At 63.5% G+C, this 22,329-nt stretch carries 22 protein-coding genes and 1 pseudogene; 10 read left to right on the top strand and 13 right to left on the bottom strand.

The genetic code is table 11. The annotated features are described in order from the left end of the window. Positions 1-237: 237 nt before the first annotated feature. The 5 genes from xylA to P1U55_RS11110 all read right to left on the bottom strand — a co-directional run bounded on the left by xylA (position 238) and on the right by P1U55_RS11110 (position 6,237). A complete protein-coding gene (xylA, locus tag P1U55_RS11130) occupies positions 238-1,539 on the bottom strand; it encodes a xylose isomerase (RefSeq protein WP_301047650.1) in 1,302 nt (433 codons plus the stop codon). Beyond that, on the bottom strand, positions 1,539-2,978 hold the full coding sequence (gene xylB, locus P1U55_RS11125) for a xylulokinase (RefSeq protein ID WP_301047649.1): 1,440 nt from the start codon (positions 2,976-2,978) through the stop codon (positions 1,539-1,541). The genes xylA and xylB overlap by 1 nt, the downstream gene beginning before the upstream one ends. Beyond that, positions 2,978-3,745 (bottom strand): ATP-binding cassette domain-containing protein, encoded by a 768-nt coding sequence (locus P1U55_RS11120; RefSeq protein ID WP_301047648.1) that lies wholly within the window; start codon positions 3,743-3,745, stop codon positions 2,978-2,980. The genes xylB and P1U55_RS11120 overlap by 1 nt, the downstream gene beginning before the upstream one ends. After that, entirely contained in the window at positions 3,742-4,962 is a 1,221-nt protein-coding gene (locus P1U55_RS11115; RefSeq protein ID WP_301047653.1) for a sugar ABC transporter permease, read from the bottom strand. Before P1U55_RS11115 ends, P1U55_RS11120 begins: the two co-directional genes overlap by 4 nt. Before the next feature lie 255 nt (positions 4,963-5,217). Then, positions 5,218-6,237 carry a substrate-binding domain-containing protein gene (locus P1U55_RS11110; RefSeq protein ID WP_301047647.1) on the bottom strand — a complete coding sequence of 340 codons (1,020 nt, stop codon included), beginning with the start codon at positions 6,235-6,237 and terminating at the stop codon, positions 5,218-5,220. 235 nt (positions 6,238-6,472) lie between these two features. Here P1U55_RS11110 and P1U55_RS11105 point away from each other — a divergent pair, with 235 nt between their 5' ends. Beyond that, positions 6,473-7,750, top strand: coding sequence for an ROK family transcriptional regulator (locus tag P1U55_RS11105; protein WP_301047646.1), 1,278 nt, complete (start codon positions 6,473-6,475; stop codon positions 7,748-7,750). Continuing rightward, positions 7,747-9,270, top strand: coding sequence for a CRTAC1 family protein (locus P1U55_RS11100; protein WP_301047645.1), 1,524 nt, complete (start codon positions 7,747-7,749; stop codon positions 9,268-9,270). Before P1U55_RS11105 ends, P1U55_RS11100 begins: the two co-directional genes overlap by 4 nt. Positions 9,271-9,465: 195 nt before the next feature. Here the strand turns inward: P1U55_RS11100 and P1U55_RS11095 are convergent, their stop codons facing one another. Then, positions 9,466-10,920: an NAD-dependent succinate-semialdehyde dehydrogenase gene (locus P1U55_RS11095; RefSeq protein WP_301047644.1), complete on the bottom strand. Its 1,455-nt coding sequence runs from the start codon at positions 10,918-10,920 to the stop codon at positions 9,466-9,468. Further along, a pseudogene (locus tag P1U55_RS11090) lies at positions 10,902-11,141 on the bottom strand (hypothetical protein); the annotation flags it as partial. The gene P1U55_RS11095 and the pseudogene P1U55_RS11090, both read right to left, overlap by 19 nt. A 382-nt stretch (positions 11,142-11,523) precedes the next feature. On the opposite strand from P1U55_RS11090, the gene P1U55_RS11085 reads away from it, so the two are divergent. The 3 genes from P1U55_RS11085 to P1U55_RS11075 all read left to right on the top strand — a co-directional run bounded on the left by P1U55_RS11085 (position 11,524) and on the right by P1U55_RS11075 (position 14,019). Beyond that, positions 11,524-12,147: an ATP-dependent Clp protease proteolytic subunit gene (locus P1U55_RS11085; RefSeq protein ID WP_301047643.1), complete on the top strand. Its 624-nt coding sequence runs from the start codon at positions 11,524-11,526 to the stop codon at positions 12,145-12,147. Between the two features lie 149 nt (positions 12,148-12,296). Then, positions 12,297-13,568 (top strand): ATP-dependent Clp protease ATP-binding subunit ClpX, encoded by a 1,272-nt coding sequence (gene clpX, locus P1U55_RS11080; protein ID WP_301047642.1) that lies wholly within the window; start codon positions 12,297-12,299, stop codon positions 13,566-13,568. 70 nt (positions 13,569-13,638) lie between these two features. Next, positions 13,639-14,019 (top strand): RidA family protein, encoded by a 381-nt coding sequence (locus tag P1U55_RS11075; protein ID WP_301047641.1) that lies wholly within the window; start codon positions 13,639-13,641, stop codon positions 14,017-14,019. A gap of 171 nt (positions 14,020-14,190) precedes the next feature. Here P1U55_RS11075 and P1U55_RS11070 read toward each other — a convergent pair whose 3' ends face one another. Beyond that, entirely contained in the window at positions 14,191-14,496 is a 306-nt protein-coding gene (locus P1U55_RS11070) for a phosphoribosyl-ATP diphosphatase (RefSeq protein WP_301047640.1), read from the bottom strand. After that, complete coding sequence (gene hisF, locus P1U55_RS11065; protein ID WP_301047639.1) at positions 14,493-15,254, bottom strand: imidazole glycerol phosphate synthase subunit HisF; 762 nt, start codon at positions 15,252-15,254, stop codon at positions 14,493-14,495. Before hisF ends, P1U55_RS11070 begins: the two co-directional genes overlap by 4 nt. A gap of 58 nt (positions 15,255-15,312) precedes the next feature. On the opposite strand from hisF, the gene P1U55_RS11060 reads away from it, so the two are divergent. From P1U55_RS11060 to P1U55_RS11050, 3 genes are all read left to right on the top strand, one after another. Continuing rightward, positions 15,313-16,398: a class I SAM-dependent RNA methyltransferase gene (locus P1U55_RS11060; protein WP_301047638.1), complete on the top strand. Its 1,086-nt coding sequence runs from the start codon at positions 15,313-15,315 to the stop codon at positions 16,396-16,398. Positions 16,399-16,478: 80 nt separating this feature from the next. Further along, the gene (locus P1U55_RS11055; RefSeq protein WP_301047637.1) at positions 16,479-16,931 is read left to right on the top strand and encodes a DUF302 domain-containing protein; all 453 of its coding nucleotides are present in this window, start codon (positions 16,479-16,481) and stop codon (positions 16,929-16,931) included. Between the two features lie 93 nt (positions 16,932-17,024). After that, positions 17,025-17,207, top strand: a complete 183-nt coding sequence (locus P1U55_RS11050) for a hypothetical protein (RefSeq protein ID WP_301047636.1) — start codon at positions 17,025-17,027, stop codon at positions 17,205-17,207. Here P1U55_RS11050 and hisA read toward each other — a convergent pair. Beyond that, positions 17,197-17,916, bottom strand: coding sequence for a 1-(5-phosphoribosyl)-5-[(5-phosphoribosylamino)methylideneamino]imidazole-4-carboxamide isomerase (gene hisA, locus P1U55_RS11045; protein WP_301047635.1), 720 nt, complete (start codon positions 17,914-17,916; stop codon positions 17,197-17,199). The genes P1U55_RS11050 and hisA overlap by 11 nt on opposite strands. Positions 17,917-18,128: 212 nt before the next feature. Between hisA and P1U55_RS11040 the strand changes: the two genes are divergently transcribed. Then, positions 18,129-18,518, top strand: a complete 390-nt coding sequence (locus P1U55_RS11040) for a DUF2147 domain-containing protein (protein WP_301047634.1) — start codon at positions 18,129-18,131, stop codon at positions 18,516-18,518. Positions 18,519-18,671: 153 nt separating this feature from the next. After that, positions 18,672-19,061 (top strand): DUF2147 domain-containing protein, encoded by a 390-nt coding sequence (locus P1U55_RS11035; protein WP_301047633.1) that lies wholly within the window; start codon positions 18,672-18,674, stop codon positions 19,059-19,061. Positions 19,062-19,121: 60 nt separating this feature from the next. On the opposite strand, the gene hisH is transcribed toward P1U55_RS11035, so the two are convergent. From hisH to P1U55_RS11020, 3 genes are all read right to left on the bottom strand, one after another. Further along, the gene (gene hisH, locus P1U55_RS11030; RefSeq protein ID WP_301047632.1) at positions 19,122-19,760 is read right to left on the bottom strand and encodes an imidazole glycerol phosphate synthase subunit HisH; all 639 of its coding nucleotides are present in this window, start codon (positions 19,758-19,760) and stop codon (positions 19,122-19,124) included. A gap of 101 nt (positions 19,761-19,861) precedes the next feature. Further along, positions 19,862-20,449, bottom strand: a complete 588-nt coding sequence (hisB, locus tag P1U55_RS11025) for an imidazoleglycerol-phosphate dehydratase HisB (RefSeq protein WP_301047631.1) — start codon at positions 20,447-20,449, stop codon at positions 19,862-19,864. A 108-nt stretch (positions 20,450-20,557) separates the two neighbouring features. Further along, on the bottom strand, positions 20,558-22,329 hold a 1,772-nt coding region (locus P1U55_RS11020), incomplete at its 5' end, for a hypothetical protein (protein ID WP_301047630.1).

Genomic DNA, 22,329 nt, shown 5'->3' with positions numbered 1-22,329 from the left:
GAGAGAGGGCGAGCATTGCGGGGGGCGTTTTGCGGCGTGCTTTAATGGCCTCACGACTGAACCCACCAGAGCGTGCCTGCCTTGCTTGGCGCGTTAGGTGTAGCGGCCCGATTTTTTCAGCTCCCCTCTGCTCGCGCGATAGCCGGGTTGTCTTGCAAGGGTGCAGGGCCTCCGTCTCAAAGTCCTCATGCGGCCTCGGAATCAGATCGTCTCACGCTGGAGGCGGATGACCCCCCGTCAGGCGACGTAGCGCGACACCAGATTTTCCAGCTTTTCCTGCTGCCCTGAACGTGGGGCGGGGTTGATCGCCTCTTTCTCGACGCGGGCGGCGATGCTGGCGAGATCGCTGGTGAGCATGGCCTTGGCCTCTGGCGCGTTCCAGCCGCTGTAGCGGGCCTCAACAGCCGCTTGCAGAGTGCCATCGCTCAGCATTGCGTGGGCGCGTTTGAGGCCGAGGGCGCAGATATCCATGCCGCCAATGTGGGCCGCGACAAGGTCTTCAGGATCAAGGCTTTGGCGGCGCAGCTTGGCATCAAAGTTGGTGCCACCGCTGGTGAAGCCACCCGCCTTGAGGATTTCGTAATAGGCGAGGGTGGTTTCGCGCAAAGACACCGGGAATTGGTCGGTATCCCAGCCGCTTTGGTAATCGTTGCGGTTCATATCGACCGAGCCAAGGATGCCGAGCGAGGCGGCGAGCGCCAGCTCATGCTCAAAGCTGTGGCCGGCAAGGATGGCATGGCCCTGCTCGATGTTCACCTTCACCTCGCCCTCAAGCCCGAAGTCCTTGAGGAAGCCGTAAACGGTGGCAACATCATAATCATACTGGTGCTTCGTCGGCTCCTGCGGCTTTGGCTCGATCATGATCTGGCCGTTGAAGCCGTTCTTGCGGGCGTATTCGACCACCATGCACAGCATCCGCCCGGCCTGCTCACGTTCGCGCGCGAGATCGGTGTTGAGCAGGGTTTCATAGCCTTCGCGGCCTCCCCAGAGCACATAGTTTTCACCGCCAAGCTTTGCCGTTGCGTCGATGCAGGTTTTCAGTGTGGCGGCGGAGAAGGCGAAAACATCCGGGTCAGGGTTGGTCGCCGCGCCCGACATATAGCGGCGGTGCGAAAACAGGTTGGCGGTGCCCCAAAGCAGCTTGGTGCGGGCGCTCTCCATCTTGGTGCCGATATAGTCGACCATCTCTTCAAGGTTGGCGGTGTTCTCGGCAAAGCTCGCGCCTTCGGGGCGGATATCGACATCGTGGAAGCAAAAATAGGGCTGGCCGAGGATGGCGAAAAGATCAAACGCCGCATCGGCCTTGGCCTTGGCATGGGCCATATCGCCGCCAAACCATGGCCGCTCAAAGGTGCGCCCGCCAAAGGGATCGCCGCCCTCCCAGGCAAAGCTGTGCCACCAGGCGACGGCAAAGCGCAGGTGCTCCTCCATGGTTTTGCCGCCGAGCTTTTCGCTGGGGTTATAATGGCGAAAGGCGAGCGAATTGGGGCTTTCAGGGCCTTCATAGGCGACGGGATCGATCCCGGCGAAATAGGGCATTAGCTAAGGCCTTTCAGGGCTTTATAGGTGGCTTGATAGCGGGTGTGGGCCTCGGTGAAAGCTGCGGTGAGGGTCGGCTCAGGCTCTATCACGCGGGCGATTGCCGGGCGTGGGGCAGCCTCGGCCCCAGCCCCGGTGACGGCCATGAGAGCAAGGCGGGCGGCGCCGAAGGCCCCGCCAAAATCGCCCGCAACCGGCAGTTCAACCGGGATATCCAGCGCGGTGGCAATGGCTTTGAGCCAGTAGTCAGACCGTGAGCCACCGCCAACGGCGAGAAGGCTATCATAGCGGGTGCCGGTGGCGGCGAGCGCCTCGTGGCAATCGCGCAGCGCGAAGGTGACGCCTTCGAGCACGGCGCGGGTGGCGGCGGCGCGATCGGTGAGGTGCTCGATCCCGGTGAGAGAGCCGCGCGCTTCGGCGTCATTATGCGGTGTGCGCTCGCCGCCGAGGTAGGGCAGGAACATCGCGCGACCTGGAGCCTTGAGCGGGCCAAGCCCGCCGGTGAGATCGGCGGCGGGGGTGGCGAGCAGGCGCGACAGCCATTCGAGCGCGTCACTGGCCGCAAGGATCACGCCCATCTGGTGCCAGGTTTCCGGCAGGGCGTGGCAAAAGCTGTGCACCGAGGTTTCAGGCGCGGGGGCGTAGCGCTCGGTCGCGGCAAAGAGCACGCCCGAGGTGCCAAGCGACACGAAGGCCTGACCGGGGCGCACCACGCCCATGCCAACCGCCGAAGCCGCGTTATCCCCGCCGCCGCCCGCCACCACCACCGAGGGGGACATGCCCCAACGCTCGGCCAGCGCGGCGCGCAGGGTGCCCGAGGGCGCGGAGCCTTCCACCAGGCGGGGCATATGGGCGCGGGTGAGGCCGGTGGCCGCAAGCAGCGGCTCTGACCAATCGCGCGCGCCGGTATCCAGCCAAGCGGTGCCAGCGGCATCCGACATTTCGGAAACTGCCTCCCCTGTGAGCCAGAAGCGCAGGTAATCCTTGGGCAAGAACACCTTGTCGATGCGCGCGCGCAGGGCGGGCTCGTGGGCGTCCATCCAGGCGATCTTGGGTGCGGTAAAGCCGGGAAAGACGATGTTGCCGGAGATCGCGCGAAATTGCGGATCGGCATCCATCGCGGCGGCCTCGGCGGCGGCGCGGGTATCGTTCCACAGGATCGCGGGGCGCAGCACATCGCCCGCAGCATCCACGCAAACCGCGCCGTGCATCTGCCCCGAAAGGCCAATGCCCTTTACATCGCCAAGCGAGACCCGCGAGGAAAGATCATCAAGCGCGGCCTCGGTGGCGGAGAGCCAATCGGCGGGGCTTTGCTCTGACCAGCCGGGGTGCGGGCGTGACACGGTGAGGGGGGCTTGTGCCTCGGCCAGAACCTGCTGGTCTTCACCGATCAGCAGGGCCTTGAGGCCAGAGGTGCCAAGATCGAGGCCAAGATACATTACGCCGACTCTTTATGGGGCTGTTTGCCAGCGATGATCATGGCGAGGATATCGTCGGTGGTGACATCATCCACATCGACCGTGCCCACCAGCTTGCCGTTTTTCATCACCGAGGCGCGGTCACAGAGCGCCTTTACCTGATGCACATCGTGGTCGATCAGGAAGATGCCGAGGCCCTGGCGCTTCAGCTCGTCGATCAGCTCGGCGACCATCGCGGTTTCCTGCGGGCCAAGGGCGGCGGTTGGCTCATCCATGATGAGGATTTTCGCATCAAAATAGACCGCGCGGGCAATGGCGACCGATTGGCGCTGCCCGCCTGAAAGCGCCGAGACCGGGTCTTTCAGCTTTTTGAAGTTGGGGTTGAGGCGGTGCATGATCTTGCGGGTTTCGGCCTCCATCTTGGCGTCATCCACAAAGCCGAGCTTGTTGACGATCTCGCGGCCCAGAAACAGGTTGCCCGCCGCATCCAGATTGTCGGCCAGTGCGAGGGTTTGGTAGATGGTTTCGATGTTGTGTTTGCGCGCGTCGCGGGGGCTGCCAATATGGGCGCGCTCACCGCGAATATAGATCTCGCCCGAGTCCATCTTGTAGGCGCCGGAAAGGATTTTTATGAGGGTTGATTTGCCTGCGCCATTGTGGCCCAGAAGGCCAACAACCTCGCCGGGGTAAAGATCAACCGACACATGATCGACGGCGTGGATGCCGCCAAAAGAAATGCAGATATCGCGCATCTCAACAAGGGGTGTCTGGCCGGTGCGGTCCATCATTTGGCCCTCCCGCGGTAAAGGATATCGAGGTAGACGGCGAGGACGAGCACCGAGCCGACGACGAGTTGTTGCACGGCGGCGTCAAACCCGATGAGCACCATGCCGGTTTGCAGGGATTGCATCACCAATGCGCCAAGAATCGCGCCATAGATCGTGCCAACCCCGCCGGCAAGGGAGGTGCCGCCGATGACTGCGGCGGCGATGACGTAAAGCTCATCGAGCGTGCCGAGCGAGTTGGTGGCCGAGTTCAGCCGCGCCGAGGCCACCACCGCCGAGAGGCCCGCAAGGCCGCCCATGATGGCGAATATTTTCACCGTCATCAGCCGGTTGTTGATGCCCGCCAGCGCGGCGGCTTCGGGGTTGCCACCGATGGCATAAACGTAGCGGCCAAAGCGCGTGCGCGTCATCACCACGGTCATCACCAGCGCAACGGCGAGCAGGATGAGTACCGGGATGGCGTAGCCGTGCGAAATGAAGAGGCCGCCTTCTGGCAGGGTGATGCCCTCGGCCTCGGCGTAGCGGCGCAGGATGCCGCGCGGCCATGGGTAGGCGTTGACCAGCAATGTGGCGCCGATCACCGCGCCGCAACCAAGTGCGCCAAGGAAGAGTTCGGCCCATGCCGGGCGCAAAGGGGTGTGAAACTTCTTGCGCTGGGAGCGGCCGCGCAACAGCAGGCCAACCACACCGGCGCAGGCCAGCCCGGCCACGATCCAGGAGCCAAGCGCGCCGACAGAGCCGTAAGGCCCGCCGCCGAGCAGGGTGAAGGTGGCATCGACCGGTGAAATCGTTTCCCCCCGCGCCACAAGGAAGGCCGCGCCGCGCCACACCAGCAAACCGCCAAGCGTGACGATGAAGGCGGGGATCTGCCCGTAAGCGATGAGCGCGCCCTGAAAGCCGCCGATCAGCGCCCCGAGGGCAATGCCGCAGAGCACCGCGATTATCCAGATCAGCGGATGCCCGAGGCCAAGCCAGTGCGGCAGGATATCCACCTGCACCACGCCCATGATGATAGCGGTGAAGCCGAGGATCGAGCCGACTGAAAGATCAATGTGGCGGGTGATGATAACCAGCACCATGCCACAGGCCATGATCCCGATGGAGGAGGTTTGAACCGAAAGGTTCCACAGGTTGCGGGGGGTCAGAAAGGCGCCAAAGTCGTAAACGATCACGCCATAAAGATGAAAGCCGATCCAGATCAGCGCCAGCGCGCCAAGCATCCCCAGCAGGCGGGTGTCGATCTCGGTGGCGGCAAGAAAACCCTTTATGCCGCCCTCGGTGCGGATGGTTTCGGGCCTTTCGCCAGTTTTGGTCGCCTCATTGGTCATGTCGTCACCTGCTCCCCCAAGGTGTTGTTGCCCCCGCGTGCGCTTGTTATCGGGGCGGCGGCGGGCCTCAATAATAGTGCCAAGTTGTACCCGTTGGGCGCGGGTGGCCCGGCGAGCGGATCGCCGGGGCCGGTTTTGGAGACGGGCTTAGCAGCCGTTCACACCGTCCATTGCGCCTTCGCAGGCTTTCTCTTTGGAGATGTGGCCGGCCTCGATTGCATCACCGATGTTGTCTTTGGTGATGGGGGTGGGGGAGAGGAAAATGGCGTTCATCTCAACACCCTTTTCACCACCCGACCACATTTCAGCGCCTTCGATCGCGTCCATCGCGGTGCCATTGGCCAGCGCCACGGCGATTTCGGCGGCTTTCTTGCCAAGCTGGCGGCTGTCTTTCCAGACCGACACGGTTTGGGTGCCACGGGCCACACGGTTGATCGCGGCAAGGTCTCCGTCCTGGCCGCCGACCGGGATGCCATCAAGGCCCTGAGCGGCGAGGGCGGCGATGACGCCTCCGGCCATGCCGTCATTCTCGGCCAGCACCGCCTGAATGTCGTTGTTGGTGGAGGTCAGGCATTGCTCCATGTTTTTCTGGGCGTTATCGGGTTTCCAGGCATCGGTGAAGCTTTCGCAGGCAATGGTGAGCTTGCCGCTTTCCACATCGTCGCCGATCGCTTCCATCATGCCTTCGAGCAGGAAGAGCGCGTTGGGGTCGCCCTTGTCGCCCTTGACGATGGCGATATTGCCCTCGGGCTGGGCGGCGGTCACGGTTTCGGCGATGATCCGGCCCACGCCCTTGTTGTCAAAGGTGATGTAGAAGGTGCGGTCATCTTCGATCAGGCGGTCATAGCCAACCACCGGGATGCCTTCAGCGTCGGCTGCGGCAATCGCAGGAACGATCGCGTCCTTGTCCATGGCGAGGATGATGAGCGCCTCTGCGCCCTGGCTGATGAGCGCTTCAACGTCGGTCAGCTGCTTGGCGGCAGAGGCTTGTGCATCGGCCGAGATATACTTGGCGCCGGCGGCTTCGAGCGCGGATTTGATCGCGGCTTCATCGGTCTTCCAGCGCTCTTCCTGAAAGTTTGACCAGCTCACGCCAACGGTTTGCGCGAATGCGGTTGTTGAAAAGGCGGCCGTCGCCAGAGCGGCGGCGATAAGGGTTTTCTTCATGATGTCCTCCCATAGGTCCGCTCCGGGGCGGGGGGCGCCCAGACAGAGCGCCTGAGTCGTTTCTCAGGCGCTTCGAGCCTGCCGCACTTTTATTTTTCTGTCAAAATAAATGTATCGCCGCATTGCGGCGGAAAGGGAGAATGCCGCCATGGGAGATTAAATTCTTGCGAAATGCGGGGTTTGCATGGCTAGATAGCAGGCAATGGGGAAACAATAACTTGGTGAGCTGAAGTAAATGGCGCAAGAACAGCGTGTAGGCCAAGCCCGCGCCGGTGCCAATGAGTCGCCCGAGGGGTGCGGCCCGATCTGGCTTGGTAGCGAAGTCGCCGCCCCTGTGCCGCTGCGCCAGAGGGCCTATGAGGGCATCCGCAGCGCGGGGCAGATCGCGCGGGTTGATCTGGCGCGCCAGCTTGATGTGTCCCCCGCCACGGTGACGGCGCTCATCTCGGAATTACTGGCCGAAGGGCTGGTGGAGGAGGTTGAGGGGCAAGCGCGGCCCGGTGCGCGCGGGCGGCCCCCGGTGGCGCTTGGGGTGCGCGGCGCGGCGGGCTATGTGATTGGCCTCAAGCTGGGCGAGTTTCAGCACAGCGCAGTGCTGGCGGATATGGCCGGGCACACCGTTGCCTCGGCCTCGCTGGAGCGTGATGGCCCCGCCCGCTCGCTCAAGGTGATCCTTGAGGAAGCCGAGGCGCTGACCCGCAAGGTGATTGCCCGCGCGGGCGTGCCCGAAGGCCAGATCCTCGGGCTGGCGGCGGGCCTGCCCGGCCTTGTCGATCATCCGCGCGGCGAGGTGCTGTGGTCCTCCGTGCTGGAGGGCCATCAGGTGCCGCTGGCCGCCCTGCTGACCGACAGCCTTGGCCTGCCTGTGTGGATTGATAACGACACCAACCTGCTGACGCTGGCCGAGCTTTGGTTTGGCCGGGGGCGGGCGGCGCGCAGCTTTGCGGTGATCTCGATCGAGCAGGGCGTGGGCATGGGGCTGGCGCTGGATCAGCAGCTTTACCGGGGCGCACATTCGGTGGCTTTGGAACTGGGCCATACCAAGGTGCAGCTTGATGGGGCGCTCTGCCGCTGCGGCCAGCGTGGCTGCCTTGAGGCTTACACCTCGGATTATGCGCTGGTGCGCGAGGCGCAGACCGCGCTTGACCTCGGCAGCCGCCACCAGCTTTCGCCGCATCTGGTGCTGGAAAGCCTGCACGATCAGGCCAAGGCGGGCAACGAGGCGGCGCGCACCATTTTCCGCCGGGCGGGGCGCTATATGGCCGCTGGTCTGGCCAATGTGGTGAACCTCTTTGATCCGTCGCTGGTCATTCTTTCGGGCGAGCGGATGCAGTATCAATACCTCTATGCCGAAGACGTCATGCGCGAGATGGAGCGGATGATTGTGGGGCAGGGGCGCGAGGCCCCGCGCGTTGAGGTGAACGCCTGGGGCGATCTGGGCTGGGCCAGGGGCGCGGTTGCGCTGGGGTTGACCCACGCAGGCGCCGCGCTGGCGATGCGGGGCGCGGCGTGAGGCGAGGGCTGCTCGTGGCGGCGGTGTGCGCGGCGGGCCCTTTGGGCGCAGAGCCGCAGTTCCGCCCCGTCGAAATGCCGGTGGAGCATGTGTATGCGGGCGGCTGGGAGCATTTCGTGGGCGGCGGCGTGGCGGTTTTTGACTGCTCGGGCGATGGGCTGCCAGAGCTTGTGGCGGCAGGCGGGCAAGGCCCGGCGCGGCTGTTTTTGAACCGCAGCGCAGGCGGCAAGGTGGCCTTTGTCGAAGGGGATTTTCCCGAGGAAACCGGCGTCACCGGCGCGTGGCCGATAGATATCGACAGTGACGGCGAGGTTGATCTGGTGCTGGCGCGGGTGGGCGAAAACCGCCTGCTGCGCGGCACCGGGGATTGTCGCTTTGAGCCTGCCAATGCGGCCTGGGGCTTTGATGGGCGGGATCGCTGGTCCACCGCCTTTGCCGCAACATGGGAGGCGGGCGAGGCGTGGCCGACACTGGCCTTTGGCAACTATGTCGACAGGGACAACCCGGAGGGGCCGTTCGAGGCCTGTGATGTGAACCATCTCTACCGCCCGCAAAACGGCGGCTACGGCGAAGGTGAGGCGCTTCAGCCGGGGTTTTGCGCGCTGTCGATGCTCATTTCCGACTGGTCGCGCAGCGGGGTGGCGGATTTGCGGGTTTCAAACGATCGCCATTATTATGTGAGCGGCGGCACCGAGCAGATGTGGCGCTTGGGAGAGGTTCCAAACCTGCTGGGCGAGGCCGAGGGCTTTGAGCCGGTGTCGCTGTGGGGCATGGGGATTGCCAGCCGCGATATCACCGGCGACGGGCGGCCCGAGGTGATGCTGACTTCGATGGGCGATCAGGTGCTGATGCAGCAGGGCGAGAGCGGCTGGGCGCGCGCGCCCTATAGCCTTGGTGTCACCGCCGCCTCGCCGCATACCGGCGAAGATGGCCGCCCCTCAACCGGCTGGCATCCCGAATGGGGCGATGTGGATAACGACGGGCGGGTTGATCTGTTTATCACCAAGGGCAATGTTGACCAGATGCCCGGCATGGCGATGGAAGATCCAAATAACCTGTTGATGCAAAAGGAAGATGGCACATTTGCCGAAGCCGCCAAGGTGGCGGGCGTGGCGACATCAGAGCGCTCTCGCGGCGCAGCGCTGGCCGATCTGGATGGGGACGGGCGGCGCGATCTGGTGGTGGTGAACCGCCGCGCGCCGATGGAAGTGTGGCAGAACGTGACACCGGGCACCGGCCATTGGATCAAGATTGATCCGGGCCAGCCCGAGAGCAACCTGTTTGCCATTGGTGCGTGGGTCGAGCTGCGCCAGGGTGAGCGGCGCGAGGCGGTGGAGCGCACGGTGGGCGGTGGCCATGGCGGCGGCACGCTGATGCCGCTGCACTTTGGTCTGGGACAGGCCGATGGGGCCGAGGTGCGAGTGATCTGGCCCGATGGCGTGGCCTCGCCCTGGGTGCCGCTTTCAGCAGGCCAGACCTACCGGGTGCAATGGCCGGGGAAGGTGTGGTGGGTGGTGTGATCCGTGCCGGGCTGGCGGACGGGCCGAGGCGCTTGGGCGGCACGGATGAAGCGCGAGGGGGGCTAACGCCTTCGTTGCGGATGATGCCCCATAGAGGACCGCCGGGGGCGGTGCAGATGACGGTGCGCACCGCGCCAAAAAAGGCTCGAGCGGGGTGAGGGTGCGGGTGGGCGCGCGGCCCACCCGGATGGTGCATCAAACGTCCATGCAGAGATATTTGATCTCCAGAAACTCCTCCATCCCGTGCGACGAGCCTTCGCGGCCAAGGCCGGAGCTTTTGACCCCGCCAAACGGCGCAACAGGGGTGGAGATGAGGCCGGTATTGATCCCGACCATGCCGTATTCAAGCGCCTCCGACACTCGCCAGACGCGCGACATATCACGCGCGTAGAAGTAGGACGCGAGGCCGAAATCGGTGTTATTGGCGGCTTCCACGACCTCGTCTTCGGTTTCAAACTTGAAGAGCGGCGCGACCGGGCCAAAGGTTTCTTCGGTGGTGACTTTCATCGAGGTATCAACCCCGGTGAGCACGGTGGGCTGCCAGAAAGTGCCGCCCTTCTCGTGCTTTTCGCCGCCGAGGATCACCTTCGCACCCTTTGATCTGGCGTCTTCGACGTGATCTTTCACCTTTTCCACTGCGGCCTCATCAATCAGCGGGCCAAAGTTGACGCCTTCGTCAAAACCATCGCCGGTTTGCATGTCGGCAACCTTGGCGGCGAGCTTCTCGGCAAAGGCATCATAAATGCCGGACTGCACATAGATCCGGTTGGCGCAGACGCAGGTTTGGCCGTTGTTGCGGAATTTGGCGATGACCGCGCCTTCAACGGCGGCGTCGATATCGGCGTCGTCAAACACCAAGAACGGCGCATTGCCGCCCAGCTCAAGGCCGAGCTTTTTGATGGTGGGGGCGCATTGTTCGTAGAGCTTGGCGCCCACTTCGGTGGAGCCGGTGAAGGTGAGGGCGCGCACGGTTTTGGAGGAGGTCATCGCCGCGCCAATATCGCCCGCCGAGCCGGTGATCACCGAGAACAGCCCCTCGGGCAGGCCCGCCCGCTCGGCCAGAATGGCGATGGCGATGGCGGAGAAGGGGGTTTGCGAGGCGGGTTTGAGCACCATGGCGCAGCCCGCGCCAAGGGCCGGGCCAGCCTTGCGGGTGATCATGGCATTGGGGAAGTTCCACGGGGTGATCGCCGCCACCACGCCAACGGGTTGTTTGATCACCACGATGCGCTTGTCTGCCTGATGAGCGGGAATAACCTCACCATAGGTGCGGCGGCATTCTTCAGAGAACCATTTGAGGAAGGACGCGCCATAGGCGATCTCGCCCTTGGCTTCGGGCAGCGGCTTGCCCTGTTCGGCGGTCATGATCGCGCCCAGATCGTCCTGCGCGGCCATCATCAGCTCATACCATTCGCGCAGCACATCGGCGCGTTCCTCGGCGGTTTTGCGTGCCCATCCCTTTTGCGCGACGCGGGCGGCCTCGATCGCTGTGTTGGTCTCTTCCTTGCCCAGCTTGGGCACCCGGCCAATCACCTCGCCGGTGGAGGGGTTGGTGACCTCAATGGCACTATCACCGGCCTTGATCCACTTGCCCCCGACAAGGGCGGCTTCTTTCAGCAGGCTGGGGTCGTTCAACTTGGGCATCGGCATGATGTGTTCCTTTTCTCGCGTGGCTCTGGGGGCCACAATCGGTTGGCGCGCAAGGGTGGCGTGCGCGGGGTGGACCCTTCAAAGAATGCGCCTTCCTCAAACCACGGGCGTGGTGCGGGGGCTTCCCAAAGGGTTTGTCACGGCGGATCTTTAAGGACCCATTTGATCGCTTCAAGGCCTGGGTCAACTGTTTGGCTGCCAGAACAGGCGATTTTGAGGCGGGCATCATCGGAATCGCAGGTGGGGAAGAAAAGGGCGTTGGAGGGGTCCGTGCGGCCCTGGCCATGAAACGGACCGGTTGGCCGATAGTCCACGCGTCGCGCCGCCCCTCACAAAAGCGCGGGCAGGTCTGTGAAGACTGCCAGATTGGCGAAACGGTCAGTGCTGTGAAGGCCCCAAATGGAAGATCTGCTCGGCCTGCCTGGTGAATTAGCCCCGCACGACCGATAAAACCTGCACGGCCTTCGGGATGATAACCATTTCTTTACCTTGATGCGGTCTTTGGCCCCGGTGCCCTTGCAGCCCCTCCATGCCAGCACTAAGACAAGGGAACACTCCGAGCGGCCCCAGAACAGGGCCCATCCTAAAGCCGAGGCACGAGCGATGAACGATCCGATTGATACCTACATGAACCTCGTTCCCATGGTGGTGGAGCAAACCAGCCGCGGTGAGCGCGCTTACGATATCTTCTCACGGCTGCTCAAAGAGCGGATCGTGTTCGTGAACGGCCCGGTGCATGACGGCATGAGCCAGCTTGTGGTGGCCCAGCTTCTGCACCTTGAGGCGGAGAACCCGAAAAAAGAGATCAGCATGTACATCAACAGCCCCGGTGGCGTGGTGACGAGCGGATTGTCGATTTATGATACAATGCAGTATATCAAGCCCAAGGTCAGCACTTTGGTGATCGGTCAGGCGGCCTCGATGGGCTCGCTGCTGCTGACGGCGGGCGAAGCGGGCTTGCGCTATTCGCTGCCCAACAGCCGCATCATGGTGCACCAGCCCTCGGGCGGCTATCAGGGCCAGGCGACGGATATCATGATCCACGCGCAGGAAACCCAGAAGCTGAAAGACCGCCTTAACCAGATCTATGTTAGGCATACGGGCCAGACGTTGAAAAAGGTTGAAGCCGCTCTTGAGCGTGACAACTTCATGAGCCCCGAAGAGGCAAAGGATTGGGGCCTGATCGACGAAATCGTTGAAAGCCGCGATAAGGGCGGCGAGGCGTAAGAAGGCCCTCCAAGGGCGCGACCACAACGCCATTTGCAAGATTTTGGCGTTGTGTCCACTTTGGCGCTGGCCTAGGATTCCCGGAAACGGGCGAAAAGCGGGGGCAAACCGCAAGATACACGGGCAAGATCGCCCGAGGGGTTTTTTGAATGGCGACGAATTCTGGTGGCGACAGCAAGAATACGCTCTACTGCTCTTTCTGCGGCAAGAGCCAGCACGAGGTGCGCAAGCTGATCGCAGGGCCGACGGTTTTCATCTGTGACGAATGCGTTGAGCTTTGCATGGATATCATCCGTGAAGAAACCAAGAGCTCTGGCCTGAAATCCTCGGAAGGGGTGCCCACGCCAAAGGAAATCTGCGAGGTGCTCGACGATTATGTGATTGGTCAGGCGCATGCCAAGCGGGTGCTCTCGGTGGCGGTTCACAACCACTACAAGCGGCTGAATCACGCCGGAAAATCGGCCGATATCGAACTGTCAAAATCCAACATCCTGCTGATCGGCCCCACCGGCTGCGGCAAAACGCTGCTGGCGCAAACGCTGGCCCGCATCCTTGATGTGCCCTTCACCATGGCCGATGCCACCACGCTAACCGAAGCCGGTTACGTGGGCGAGGATGTTGAAAACATCATCCTCAAGCTACTCCAATCGTCGGAATACAACGTTGAGCGCGCGCAACGCGGCATCGTTTACATCGACGAGGTCGACAAGATCACTCGCAAGTCTGACAACCCTTCGATCACCCGTGACGTTTCGGGCGAAGGCGTGCAGCAGGCCCTGCTGAAGATCATGGAAGGCACCGTGGCCTCGGTGCCCCCACAAGGCGGGCGCAAGCATCCGCAGCAAGAGTTCCTGCAGGTGGATACGACCAACATCCTGTTTATCTGCGGCGGTGCCTTTGCGGGTCTCGACAAGATCATCAGCCAGCGCGGCAAAGGTTCAGCCATTGGTTTTGGGGCCGATGTGAAGGACGAAGAGGCGCGCGGCGTGGGCGAGATCTTCACCGAGCTGGAGCCGGAAGACCTGCTCAAGTTTGGTCTGATCCCCGAATTCGTTGGCCGCCTGCCGGTGCTCGCCACGCTGACCGATCTTGATGAAGATGCACTGGTGACGATCCTGACCGAGCCCAAGAACGCACTGGTCAAACAGTATCAGCGCCTGTTCGAGCTGGAAGACACCTCGCTCACCTTCACCGAAGATGCCCTCAGCGCGATTGCCCGCAAGGCGATAGATCGCAAGACCGGCGCGCGTGGTTTGCGCTCGATCATGGAAGATATCCTGCTGGAAACCATGTTTGAATTGCCGGGTATGGATGAGGTCGACGAGGTGGTTGTGAACGAAGAGGCCGTTGGCCCCGACGCCCAACCGCTGTTCATCTACTCCGAAGAAAGCAAGGCGAAGGCCAAAGGCGCCAGCGCCTGAGCGACGCCTCGCTGCAAACGTTTCGAAAGGCCTCGCGAAAGCGGGGCCTTTTTCGTGAAGGGGGAGGGATATGAAGAAAATGCGCATTAGCTCTGGCGGGCCGTTTGAGGACAAGATCGGCTACAGCCGCGCGGTGGTATGCGAGGGTTGGATCTTTGTGTCGGGCAGCACTGGTGCAGATCTGGATACTGGGGTGATGCCCGAAAGTGTAACGGAGCAATGTCGCAACACGCTTGCGGTGATCCGGCGGGCGCTATCAGAGGTTGGCGCGGGTTTTGAGGATGTGGTGCGCGTAACCTATGTGCTGCCCGACCGCGCTGATTTTGAGCCGTGCTGGCCACATTTGCGCGAAGCCTTCGCAGAGGCGCGGCCAGCGGCAATGATGATCGAGGCGGGCCTGCTTGACCCGGCGATGAAGATTGAGATCGAAGTGACGGCAAAGCAGCCCTGACCCCCGCCGCCCCGTCACGCCCACCCTCCCACCCCGCGACGGAGCAACGGGGGTCAGGGCTGCTTTTGGGGTGGGTGTGTCGGGGCTGGGGTAAGGCCGAGCGAAGCGAGGCTACGAGGAGCCTACCAGAGCGCAGCGAGGCCCCGAAGGGCCAGCCCCGTAGGGGCGGCGTTAGCGGGAGGCTTTTTCGGCGAGGCCGCTTTGGCCTTCGCGGCGGGTGAGTTCGGCCTCGATATCTGCAAGGTTCACGTCACGGGCGGCGCACATCACCAGCAGGTGGTAGATCGCATCCGCCGCCTCGGCGGTGAGCTTTGCGCGGTCGCCTTTCACCGCTTCAATGATCGCTTCCACCGCCTCTTCGCCAAACTTCTCGGCGCATTTTTCCGGCCCTTTGGCGAGCAGCTTGGCGGTCCAGCTTGAGGACGGGTCCGCGTCTTTGCGGGCCGCAATCGTTGCGGCAAGTCTTTTTATGCTCATGTCAGCCTCACGGGGATGCCGGCCTCAGCCATATGCGCTTTGGCCTCGCCGATGGTGTAGGTGCCGAAGTGGAAGATCGAGGCCGCCAGAACCGCCGAAGCGTGGCCTTCGGTGACGCCTTCCACCAAATGATCCAGCGTGCCCACGCCGCCCGAAGCGATCACCGGCACCGGCACCGCATCGGCGATGGTGCGGGTCATTTCCAGATTGAAGCCGGCCTTGGTGCCGTCGCGGTCCATCGAGGTGAGCAAGATCTCGCCGGCGCCCTTCTCTGCCACGGTCACAGCAAAATCCACAGCGTCGATCCCGGTAGACCGGCGGCCGCCGTGGGTGAAAATCTCCCAGCGGCCCGGCGCCACGGTTTTGGCGTCAATCGCGCAGACTATGCACTGAGAGCCAAAGCGCAGCGCCGCCTCGGTGAGCACATCGGGATTGGCCACGGCGGCGGAATTGAACGAGACCTTGTCGGCCCCGGCCAGCAATAGGTTGCGCACGTCCTCGTGGGTGCGCACCCCACCACCGATGGTGAGTGGCATGAAGCACTGCTCGGCCGTCCGGGTGGCCAGATCATACATGGTGCCACGGTTTTCATGGGTCGCGTGGATGTCGAGGAAGCAAAGCTCATCGGCACCGGCGGCATCGTAGGCACGGGCGGATTCCACCGGGTCGCCAGCGTCCACAAGGTCAACGAAGTTCACGCCTTTCACAACGCGGCCATCGGCAACGTCAAGGCAGGGGATGATACGTGTCTTTAGCATGGGGTTCCGATAGCGGGTTTTGCTGGCGGAGGGAAGCCGGGGCGGGTAGGGCGGGGCTATGGAAAAGTTCGAAATATTTCTGGTGGTCGCGCCCGGCCTTGAGGAAGAAGCCGCCGCCGAGGCCCGCGAGCAGGGGTTTGCCAAGGCGAAGGTCATGCCCGGCGGGGTGGCGATAAGGGGTGGTTGGCCCGACGTGTGGCGCGCCAATCTGGTGTTGCGCATACCGGGGCGGGTACTGGCGCGGCTGGCACGGTTTCAGGCGATGAGCTTCAAAGCGTTGGAGGCGCAGCTGGACGAGGTTGAGTGGGCCACGGTCATTGCGCCGGGGCAAGAGGTGCGGGCCGAGGCGGCGACCAAGCACTCAAAGCTATATCATGCCGGGGCGGTCAAGCAGCGGCTGGAGCAGGCGCTGGAACGGCAGGGTGCGGTGATTTCGCCCGAAGGGCTGAAGGTCATGCTGCGGATCGAGCAAAACCGCTGTGTTTTGAGCGTGGATACCTCGGGCGAGGGGTTGCATCGGCGCGGCTACAAGGAAGCGGTCAACAAGGCGCCGATGCGCGAAACCATGGCCTCCGGGTTCCTGCGGGCGGCGGGTTATTCCGGGCGAGAGGCGCTGATTGATCCGATGTGCGGCTCAGGCACCTTCCCGATCGAGGCGGCAGAACTGGCGGCAGGTCTGGCGCCGGGGCGGGCGCGCCATTTTGCCTTTGAGGGCTTTGCCGGGTTTGATGCGGCGGCATTTGCAGCGTTAAAGCGCCCTCCGGTGGCGCGCAGCGAAGGGCCGATCATGGGCTTTGATCGCGATGCCGGCGCGGTGGCGATGAGCCGCGAAAACGCCGCGCGCGCCGGGGTGGATGTGAGCTTTACCACCAAGCCCATATCGGAGCTTGAGCGCCCCGATTGCGCTCCCGGTCTGGTGATCTGCAATCCGCCCTACGGTGCGCGGATTGGCAACAAGAAGCCGCTTTATGCGCTTTACGGCAGCTTTGGTGCGGTGATGCGCGAGCGCTTTGCGGGTTGGCGCGTGGCGATGGTGACGGCCGATGACGGCATGGCCAAGGCGACTGGGCTGCCGTGGCAACCCGCCGGGCGGCATGTTGCCCATGGCGGGCTGAAGGTGCGGCTTTGGCAGGTGCAGCTTTAGCCGCTCACGCAGACGTGCCCTTCCCTTCATCGCCGAGGCCTCTAGGCTGTGTGAAACCGATGAACAGAGGAGACACAGCGATGAAATGGATGATGGCAGCGGGCTTCGTGCTTGGGATGGCCGCCCCGGCTTTGGCCGATGACGATATCATGAAGGTGGAGGCCATCGGGACGGTCACGGAGGTGGCGGATCGCCTCGTTTCTGCCGTTGAGGGCGCGGGCGCAACTGTGTTTGCGCGGGTCGATCATGCCGGGGGTGCGGCGAGTGTGGATATGGAGCTGGCCCCGATGGAGCTGGTGATTTTCGGCAACCCCAAGCTCGGCACTCCAGCCTTGCAGGATTCGGCGCTCGCAGGCTTGGCCTTGCCGTTGCGCGTGTTGGTTTACGAGGACGGGGAGGGCAAGGTTTGGCTGGCCTATGAAGACCCCGAAGAGATGCTGGAAGACGTGGGCGTTGACGAAGACCTGAAAGCCCTTGGAATGATGGAAGGCGCGTTGAAAAAGCTGACGGGAGCAGCGGCGAACGGGGAGTAACCCGCGCTATCGCGGCGGTGGGCCACCTCAGCCTCCTGCCAGACGCCCGCCGCCGCGAGAGCATTGGCGAGCGGCTGGAGCACGTGGGCGCAGATGGAAAAAGGGCTCGCCTGCGAGCATTCGGTGACGATCCCGAGCAGTCTCGGCAGGGCCATGCCCTATGGCGAAGGGGCGAAGCGGGTGGATCGACATGCGGTTGGCCGGGTGAACCAGTGGCTTGCCAGCACCAGCATCCATGGGCTGAGGCGCGGCAGCCCGGTGGCGCTTATGCCTTAAGGGTGGCGAGAGCCTCGGCAAGGTTGATGGCCCCATCGTAAAGAGCGCGGCCCGAGATGGCGCCCGAGATCGTGCCCTTGGCCTTCAGCGCCGTAAGATCAGCCAGCGAGGACACACCGCCCGAAGCGATGACCGGGATCGAGACCGCACGGGCCAGCGCATCGGTTGCGTCAATGTTGGGGCCCTGCATGGCCCCGTCGCGGTTGATATCGGTGTAGATGATCGCGGCAACGCCTGCGTCTTCAAAGCTTTTGGCAAGGTCGATCGCGTTGACATCGGTTTCCTCGGCCCAGCCCTTGGTGGCCACCATGCCGCCGCGCGCATCAATCCCCACAGCAACCTGGCCGGGGAAGGCGCGGGCGGCTTCCCGCACCAGCGCGGGATTTTCCACCGCGACCGTGCCAAGGATCACCCGTGCCAGCCCTTTGGAGAGCCAGCGCTCGATGGTGGCCATATCGCGGATGCCGCCGCCGAGCTGGGCCGGGGTTTTGGTGGCCTTGAGGATCGCCTCGACCGGCGCGGCGTTGACCGGCTCCCCTGCGAAAGCGCCATTGAGATCAACGAGGTGGAGCCATTCGCAGCCCGCGTTCACAAAGTCCATCGCCTGCGCGGCAGGGTCTTCGTTGAAGGTGGTGGATTTATCCATATCGCCGCGCAGCAGGCGCACGGCATTGCCGTCTTTCAGATCAATCGCGGGGTAGAGGATCATCGGGGTGGCTCCTGTTGGCTGTTGCGGGTGATGTGCCATGGGCGAGCGCGGAAGGGAAGGGCGGGCCACGCGTGGCAGGCCGCCCACCCCGTCCTGCCACGCGCGGCCCTGAGGCACAGGTTGGGTGAGGGGAGGCAGGCGAACCCAACGTAAGTGTTGATCGCAAGGCCGTGGCGGGCGCAGGGTAGGGGGCATCAAGGGAGGAGAGACCTATGCGTAAGATAGCACTGACGTTGGCTGCAATCATGGTGGCGGCCCCGGCCTGGGCGGCGGATCCGCTGGAGGGGCTTTGGCGCACGGCCAAGGATGACAACGGCGCTTCGGGCCTTGTGCAGGTAAAACCCTGTGGCAGCGCGCTTTGCGGCACGTTGATCAAGGCCTACGGCCCGAACGGCAAGGAAATAAAATCGGACAATGTGGGCCGCAAGATCATTTCCCAGACTGTTGCCTCGGGCAAAGGACAGTACAAGGGCAAGGTCTATTCGCCGGATCGCGGCAAGACCTATTCCTCGAAGCTGCGGCTCTCGGGCAAGACCCTTAAAGTTGAGGGCTGTGTGCTGGGGATCTGCCGGGACGGCGGCACCTGGACCAAGGTGAAATAGGCCTCACACCCCTGCGGGAAGGTGCCAGGCCGGTGGCCTCCCGCAGGAACCTCTTGCGCCTTTGCGATGTTGATAGCATAGTTAAAACTTGCTTTGCCGTTGCTGACTCCGTTCAGCGAAGCTGAGCCAGTGTCGCCAAGAGGAGTGATGCCGGTGACCTATTTCAAAGTGATCGCAATGAGTGCCCTGCTGGCGCTGGGCGCTGCGCCCCTAGCGGCAGCGCCGGATGGGCTGTGGCTGACCGGGCCTGACAGGCACGGCAACGTGGCGCATGTGAAGGCAAGCAAATGCGGGGCCTTCCTGTGTGGCGTGATCGTTGACGCCTACAACAAGACTGGCCAGAAGATAAGCTCTCCCAACGTTGGCAAACGCGTGTTTTGGGACATGCGACCCGAGGGCGATGGCACCTACAAAGGCCGTGCCTATGTGCCCGCCCTGGGACGCGACTACACGGCCAAGATGGTGCCAAGCGGCAACCGCATGCTTGTGAAGGGCTGCGCCGGGCCAATTTGCATGGACCAAACGTGGACGCGGCTAAAGTGATCCGGGCCGCCTTGAAGGCCTAGGCGGGGGGCGACTGCGGCTGCCCCGCCGCTTTGCCTGTCAGGGCTTCCACGTCAGGAAATTGGCGATCATCTTCAGGCCGGTTTGCTGGCTTTTCTCGGGATGGAATTGCGTGCCAAAGCGCGTACCTTCACCGATGATCGCGGTAACCTCTCCCCCGTAATCCACATAGGCCAAGCGGTGCGCCGGATTAACGGGCACAACGTGGTAGGAGTGGACGAAATAGGCGTGCTCGCCAGTGCTGATCCCCTCAAGGCAGGGATGGCTATGGGTGATTTTCAGATCATTCCAGCCCATATGCGGCACCTTCAACGCCGGATCGGCGGGGGCGATGGGGACAACCTCACCGGGGATCCAGCCAAAGCCTTCAGTCTCTTCATATTCGCGGCCAAGCGAGGCCATCATCTGCATCCCGATGCAAATCCCCATGAAGGGGCGACCCTTGACCTCAACATGCTCGCGGATCGCCTCCACCATGCCGGGCTTGGCGGCAAGGGCGGCGCGGCAGGACGGGTAGGCCCCGTCACCGGGCAGCACGATCCTGTCGGCCCGCGCGACATCCTCGGCCTTGCCGGAGACGAGCACCTCGCCGGTGCCGGTTTCACGGGTCATCCGCTGAAATGCCTTTTCGGCGGAGTGCAGGTTGCCGCTGTCGTAATCAATGAGGACGGTGCGCATGATGGGGCCTTTCGCTTCGGGGCAGAGGTTGCGCGAAACGGATGCGGGGTCAAGAGGGGGCGCGAGGGTGCCGCCGCGCGGGGCGGCGAAACCGGAGAGCCTTAGAGCGTGCCCTTGGTGGAGGGGATCGCATCGGCCTTGCGCGGGTCCGCCTCCAGCGCGTCACGCAAAGCGCGGGCGACAGATTTGAAGGCAGCTTCGGCGATGTGGTGGCTGTTGATCCCATGCAGCGCATCAACGTGCAGGGTGATGCCGCCGTGGGTGGCAAAGGCCTGGAAGAACTCGCGCACGAGCTCGGTATCAAAGCTGCCGATCTTGCTGGTGGGCAGATCGACGTTCCACACCAGATAGGGGCGGCCCGAGAGATCAAGCGCGCAGCGCACAAGGGCGTCGTCCATGGGCAAAAGGCAGGACCCATAGCGGGTGATGCCGCACTTGTCGCCCATCGCCTCGGTTAGCGCCTGGCCCAGTGTGATGCCCACATCTTCCACCGTGTGGTGATCGTCGATATGCAGATCGCCCTTGGCGCGCACGACCATATCAATCAGCGCATGGCGGGCCAGTTGATCGAGCATGTGATCGAAAAAGCCGATGCCGGTGGCGTTTTCATAGCTTCCGGTGCCGTCGAGATTGATCTCGACAGTGATCGCGGTTTCCGCCGTTTCGCGGGTAACGCTGGCTTTACGCATCTCAGAGGGGCCTCATGTTTGCTGAGGGGGTTCTAGGGCCGCGCGGCCACGGAGGGAAGGGGCGATGGTGACGCGGGCGGCGGGCTGTGGCTTCGCCGCCCCAATGGCTTAGCTGTCATTTTCCGGCATGATCGGCAGCGGCGCGATCACCGTTTTCGCACCCGTGGCGGCGGGAGGCGGCGGCGCGGGGGCCGGATCAGGGGTGGGGTTTGGCGCGGGCGGCTCTTCGATGCTGGCAATTGGCTCAGGCTTTGGGGCGGCAGAGCGGCGCGCGCTCGCCTGCGATGTTGACCACGGATCAGAAATGGCGGCCGGAACAGCGCGGGTTTCAGGATCAGCGGCGAGGGCCTGCGGGGCTCTGGTGATCTCGTTTGAGGGCGCGTGCGGCGTGGCCGCCTCGGCCCCGGCAGCAGCGCCGTCTTCAAGAGCTGTGCTCTCCCATGAGCCGGGCTGCTCTGTTGGAACTTCCAATGGCGTTACATCGGGGATTTCCTCAGCCGGGGTAGGCTGGGGCACTTCGACTGGGGTTGGATCCGGCGCTTCCTGCGGTGGGTCAACCGGGGTTTCCTGTGGAGTCGGCGGGCTGATTGGCGTTGGGTCTGGCTCAGGGGTTGGGTCCGGGAGCGGCTCTGGCTCTGGCGCGGGTGTGGGAACAGGCTCCTCCGGCTCTGGCACGGGTGTTGGTTCTGGCGTTGGCTCGGGTATTGGTTCCGGCGTTGGTTCTGGTTTCGGCTCCGGGGTGGCGGCGCTTGCTGTTCTGGCGATAGCGGCGGTTGGCAACAATTCGGCGGGCGGGGTGAAGGCGCTGGGTGCGGGGCGCTGTACCTCGGCGGCCTGCGGTTTCTGGGCCTCACCTGCAGCAGGTATCGCGCCGCCGATCACGGTTTTCTGCGCCGCCGGTTCGCTGCGATCCGCGCTGCCGGGCATTTCGGCGGCGCGTTTGCCAAGCGCGGCAAAGGCCGGGGCGTCATGATCAAGGCGCGTTTCCCACTGTGGATTTGGCCGCTGGCCACGGGTGGCCCCGATGTAGATTTGCATGAGGCCCGCCGTTACCCACGCATCAAACAGCCCGGCCTTGGTGCCCCAGGCAAAGAAGCAGGCGATGACGACCAGGAGCAACCCGGCCCCCGGTGCAACCAGCACAAGCGGGGTGAATACGCACATCCACAGCAGCACACCGCCCGCGCCAAAGGCCCATGCCATGGTTTGCAGCGACAGCGCATTGCCAACCACCGGCTTGCCGTTTTGTGCCAGCAAAACCAGCCCATCGCGGGCGGCAGCATAGGGGTTGCTGGCACGTTTGCGCATGCCATGGGCCAGCACGGCCTCATCCAGCGGGCGTTCGGCGAGGGTGATGAGGGGCGCGTTGATCCCCACTCCGGTTTTGCCCGGCTTCATCCCGAACAACTCGCGCAGCGGCAGCAGGCGGTTGACCGGCGGCAGGCTCTTTTCTATGGCTTTGTGGATTTCCCACAGGGTCGCCGGATCGCCGTAGCGCTCTTTCACCAAGGCCATGCCAAGCGCGACTTGCCCCTTGTCACCGGGCAACCCGCGCCCTTCCAGCAGCTCGGCCAAAAGGGCGGCGTGTGGGGCGCGGACATACCAGAGCAGGTGCTTGCGCAGGAAGAAAAGGCCAATACCAAAACCAGCGGTGAAAAGGAGCAGGAACAACGGGCGCAGGGTGATCAGCAAGATGGAATAGGTATTGAAATCCGCGCCAGCGCTTTGCGCGCCCTTGGTGATGCCCCATCCCAACAGCCAGCCCAGCCAACCGATAACCGCGTAAGTGGCGGCGATGCCAAGGAAAACCCCAAGGCGGTAAGCAGTGAAACCGGCAGTCTGCCTTAGGAGCCCCCACGAGAGGGCTGGTTTGAAATCCC

The sequence above is a fragment of the Vannielia sp. genome (assembly GCF_029212645.1).
In the GTDB taxonomy this organism is placed as follows: domain Bacteria; phylum Pseudomonadota; class Alphaproteobacteria; order Rhodobacterales; family Rhodobacteraceae; genus Vannielia.
This window is presented reverse-complemented; position numbering and strand designations above follow the sequence as displayed.

Coding starts and splice junctions, on each gene's coding strand:
- xylA (WP_301047650.1), bottom strand. CDS start 1,539: ATGCCCTATTTCGCCGGGATCGATCCCGTCGCCTATGAAGGCCCTGAA.
- xylB (WP_301047649.1), bottom strand. CDS start 2,978: ATGTATCTTGGCCTCGATCTTGGCACCTCTGGCCTCAAGGCCCTGCTG.
- P1U55_RS11120 (WP_301047648.1), bottom strand. CDS start 3,745: ATGATGGACCGCACCGGCCAGACACCCCTTGTTGAGATGCGCGATATC.
- P1U55_RS11115 (WP_301047653.1), bottom strand. CDS start 4,962: ATGCTTGGCGCGCTGGCGCTGATCTGGATCGGCTTTCATCTTTATGGC.
- P1U55_RS11110 (WP_301047647.1), bottom strand. CDS start 6,237: ATGAAGAAAACCCTTATCGCCGCCGCTCTGGCGACGGCCGCCTTTTCA.
- P1U55_RS11105 (WP_301047646.1), top strand. CDS start 6,473: ATGGCGCAAGAACAGCGTGTAGGCCAAGCCCGCGCCGGTGCCAATGAG.
- P1U55_RS11095 (WP_301047644.1), bottom strand. CDS start 10,920: ATGCCGATGCCCAAGTTGAACGACCCCAGCCTGCTGAAAGAAGCCGCC.
- P1U55_RS11085 (WP_301047643.1), top strand. CDS start 11,524: ATGAACGATCCGATTGATACCTACATGAACCTCGTTCCCATGGTGGTG.
- clpX (WP_301047642.1), top strand. CDS start 12,297: ATGGCGACGAATTCTGGTGGCGACAGCAAGAATACGCTCTACTGCTCT.
- P1U55_RS11075 (WP_301047641.1), top strand. CDS start 13,639: ATGAAGAAAATGCGCATTAGCTCTGGCGGGCCGTTTGAGGACAAGATC.
- P1U55_RS11070 (WP_301047640.1), bottom strand. CDS start 14,496: ATGAGCATAAAAAGACTTGCCGCAACGATTGCGGCCCGCAAAGACGCG.
- hisF (WP_301047639.1), bottom strand. CDS start 15,254: ATGCTAAAGACACGTATCATCCCCTGCCTTGACGTTGCCGATGGCCGC.
- P1U55_RS11060 (WP_301047638.1), top strand. CDS start 15,313: ATGGAAAAGTTCGAAATATTTCTGGTGGTCGCGCCCGGCCTTGAGGAA.
- P1U55_RS11055 (WP_301047637.1), top strand. CDS start 16,479: ATGAAATGGATGATGGCAGCGGGCTTCGTGCTTGGGATGGCCGCCCCG.
- P1U55_RS11050 (WP_301047636.1), top strand. CDS start 17,025: ATGGAAAAAGGGCTCGCCTGCGAGCATTCGGTGACGATCCCGAGCAGT.
- hisA (WP_301047635.1), bottom strand. CDS start 17,916: ATGATCCTCTACCCCGCGATTGATCTGAAAGACGGCAATGCCGTGCGC.
- P1U55_RS11040 (WP_301047634.1), top strand. CDS start 18,129: ATGCGTAAGATAGCACTGACGTTGGCTGCAATCATGGTGGCGGCCCCG.
- hisH (WP_301047632.1), bottom strand. CDS start 19,760: ATGCGCACCGTCCTCATTGATTACGACAGCGGCAACCTGCACTCCGCC.
- hisB (WP_301047631.1), bottom strand. CDS start 20,449: ATGCGTAAAGCCAGCGTTACCCGCGAAACGGCGGAAACCGCGATCACT.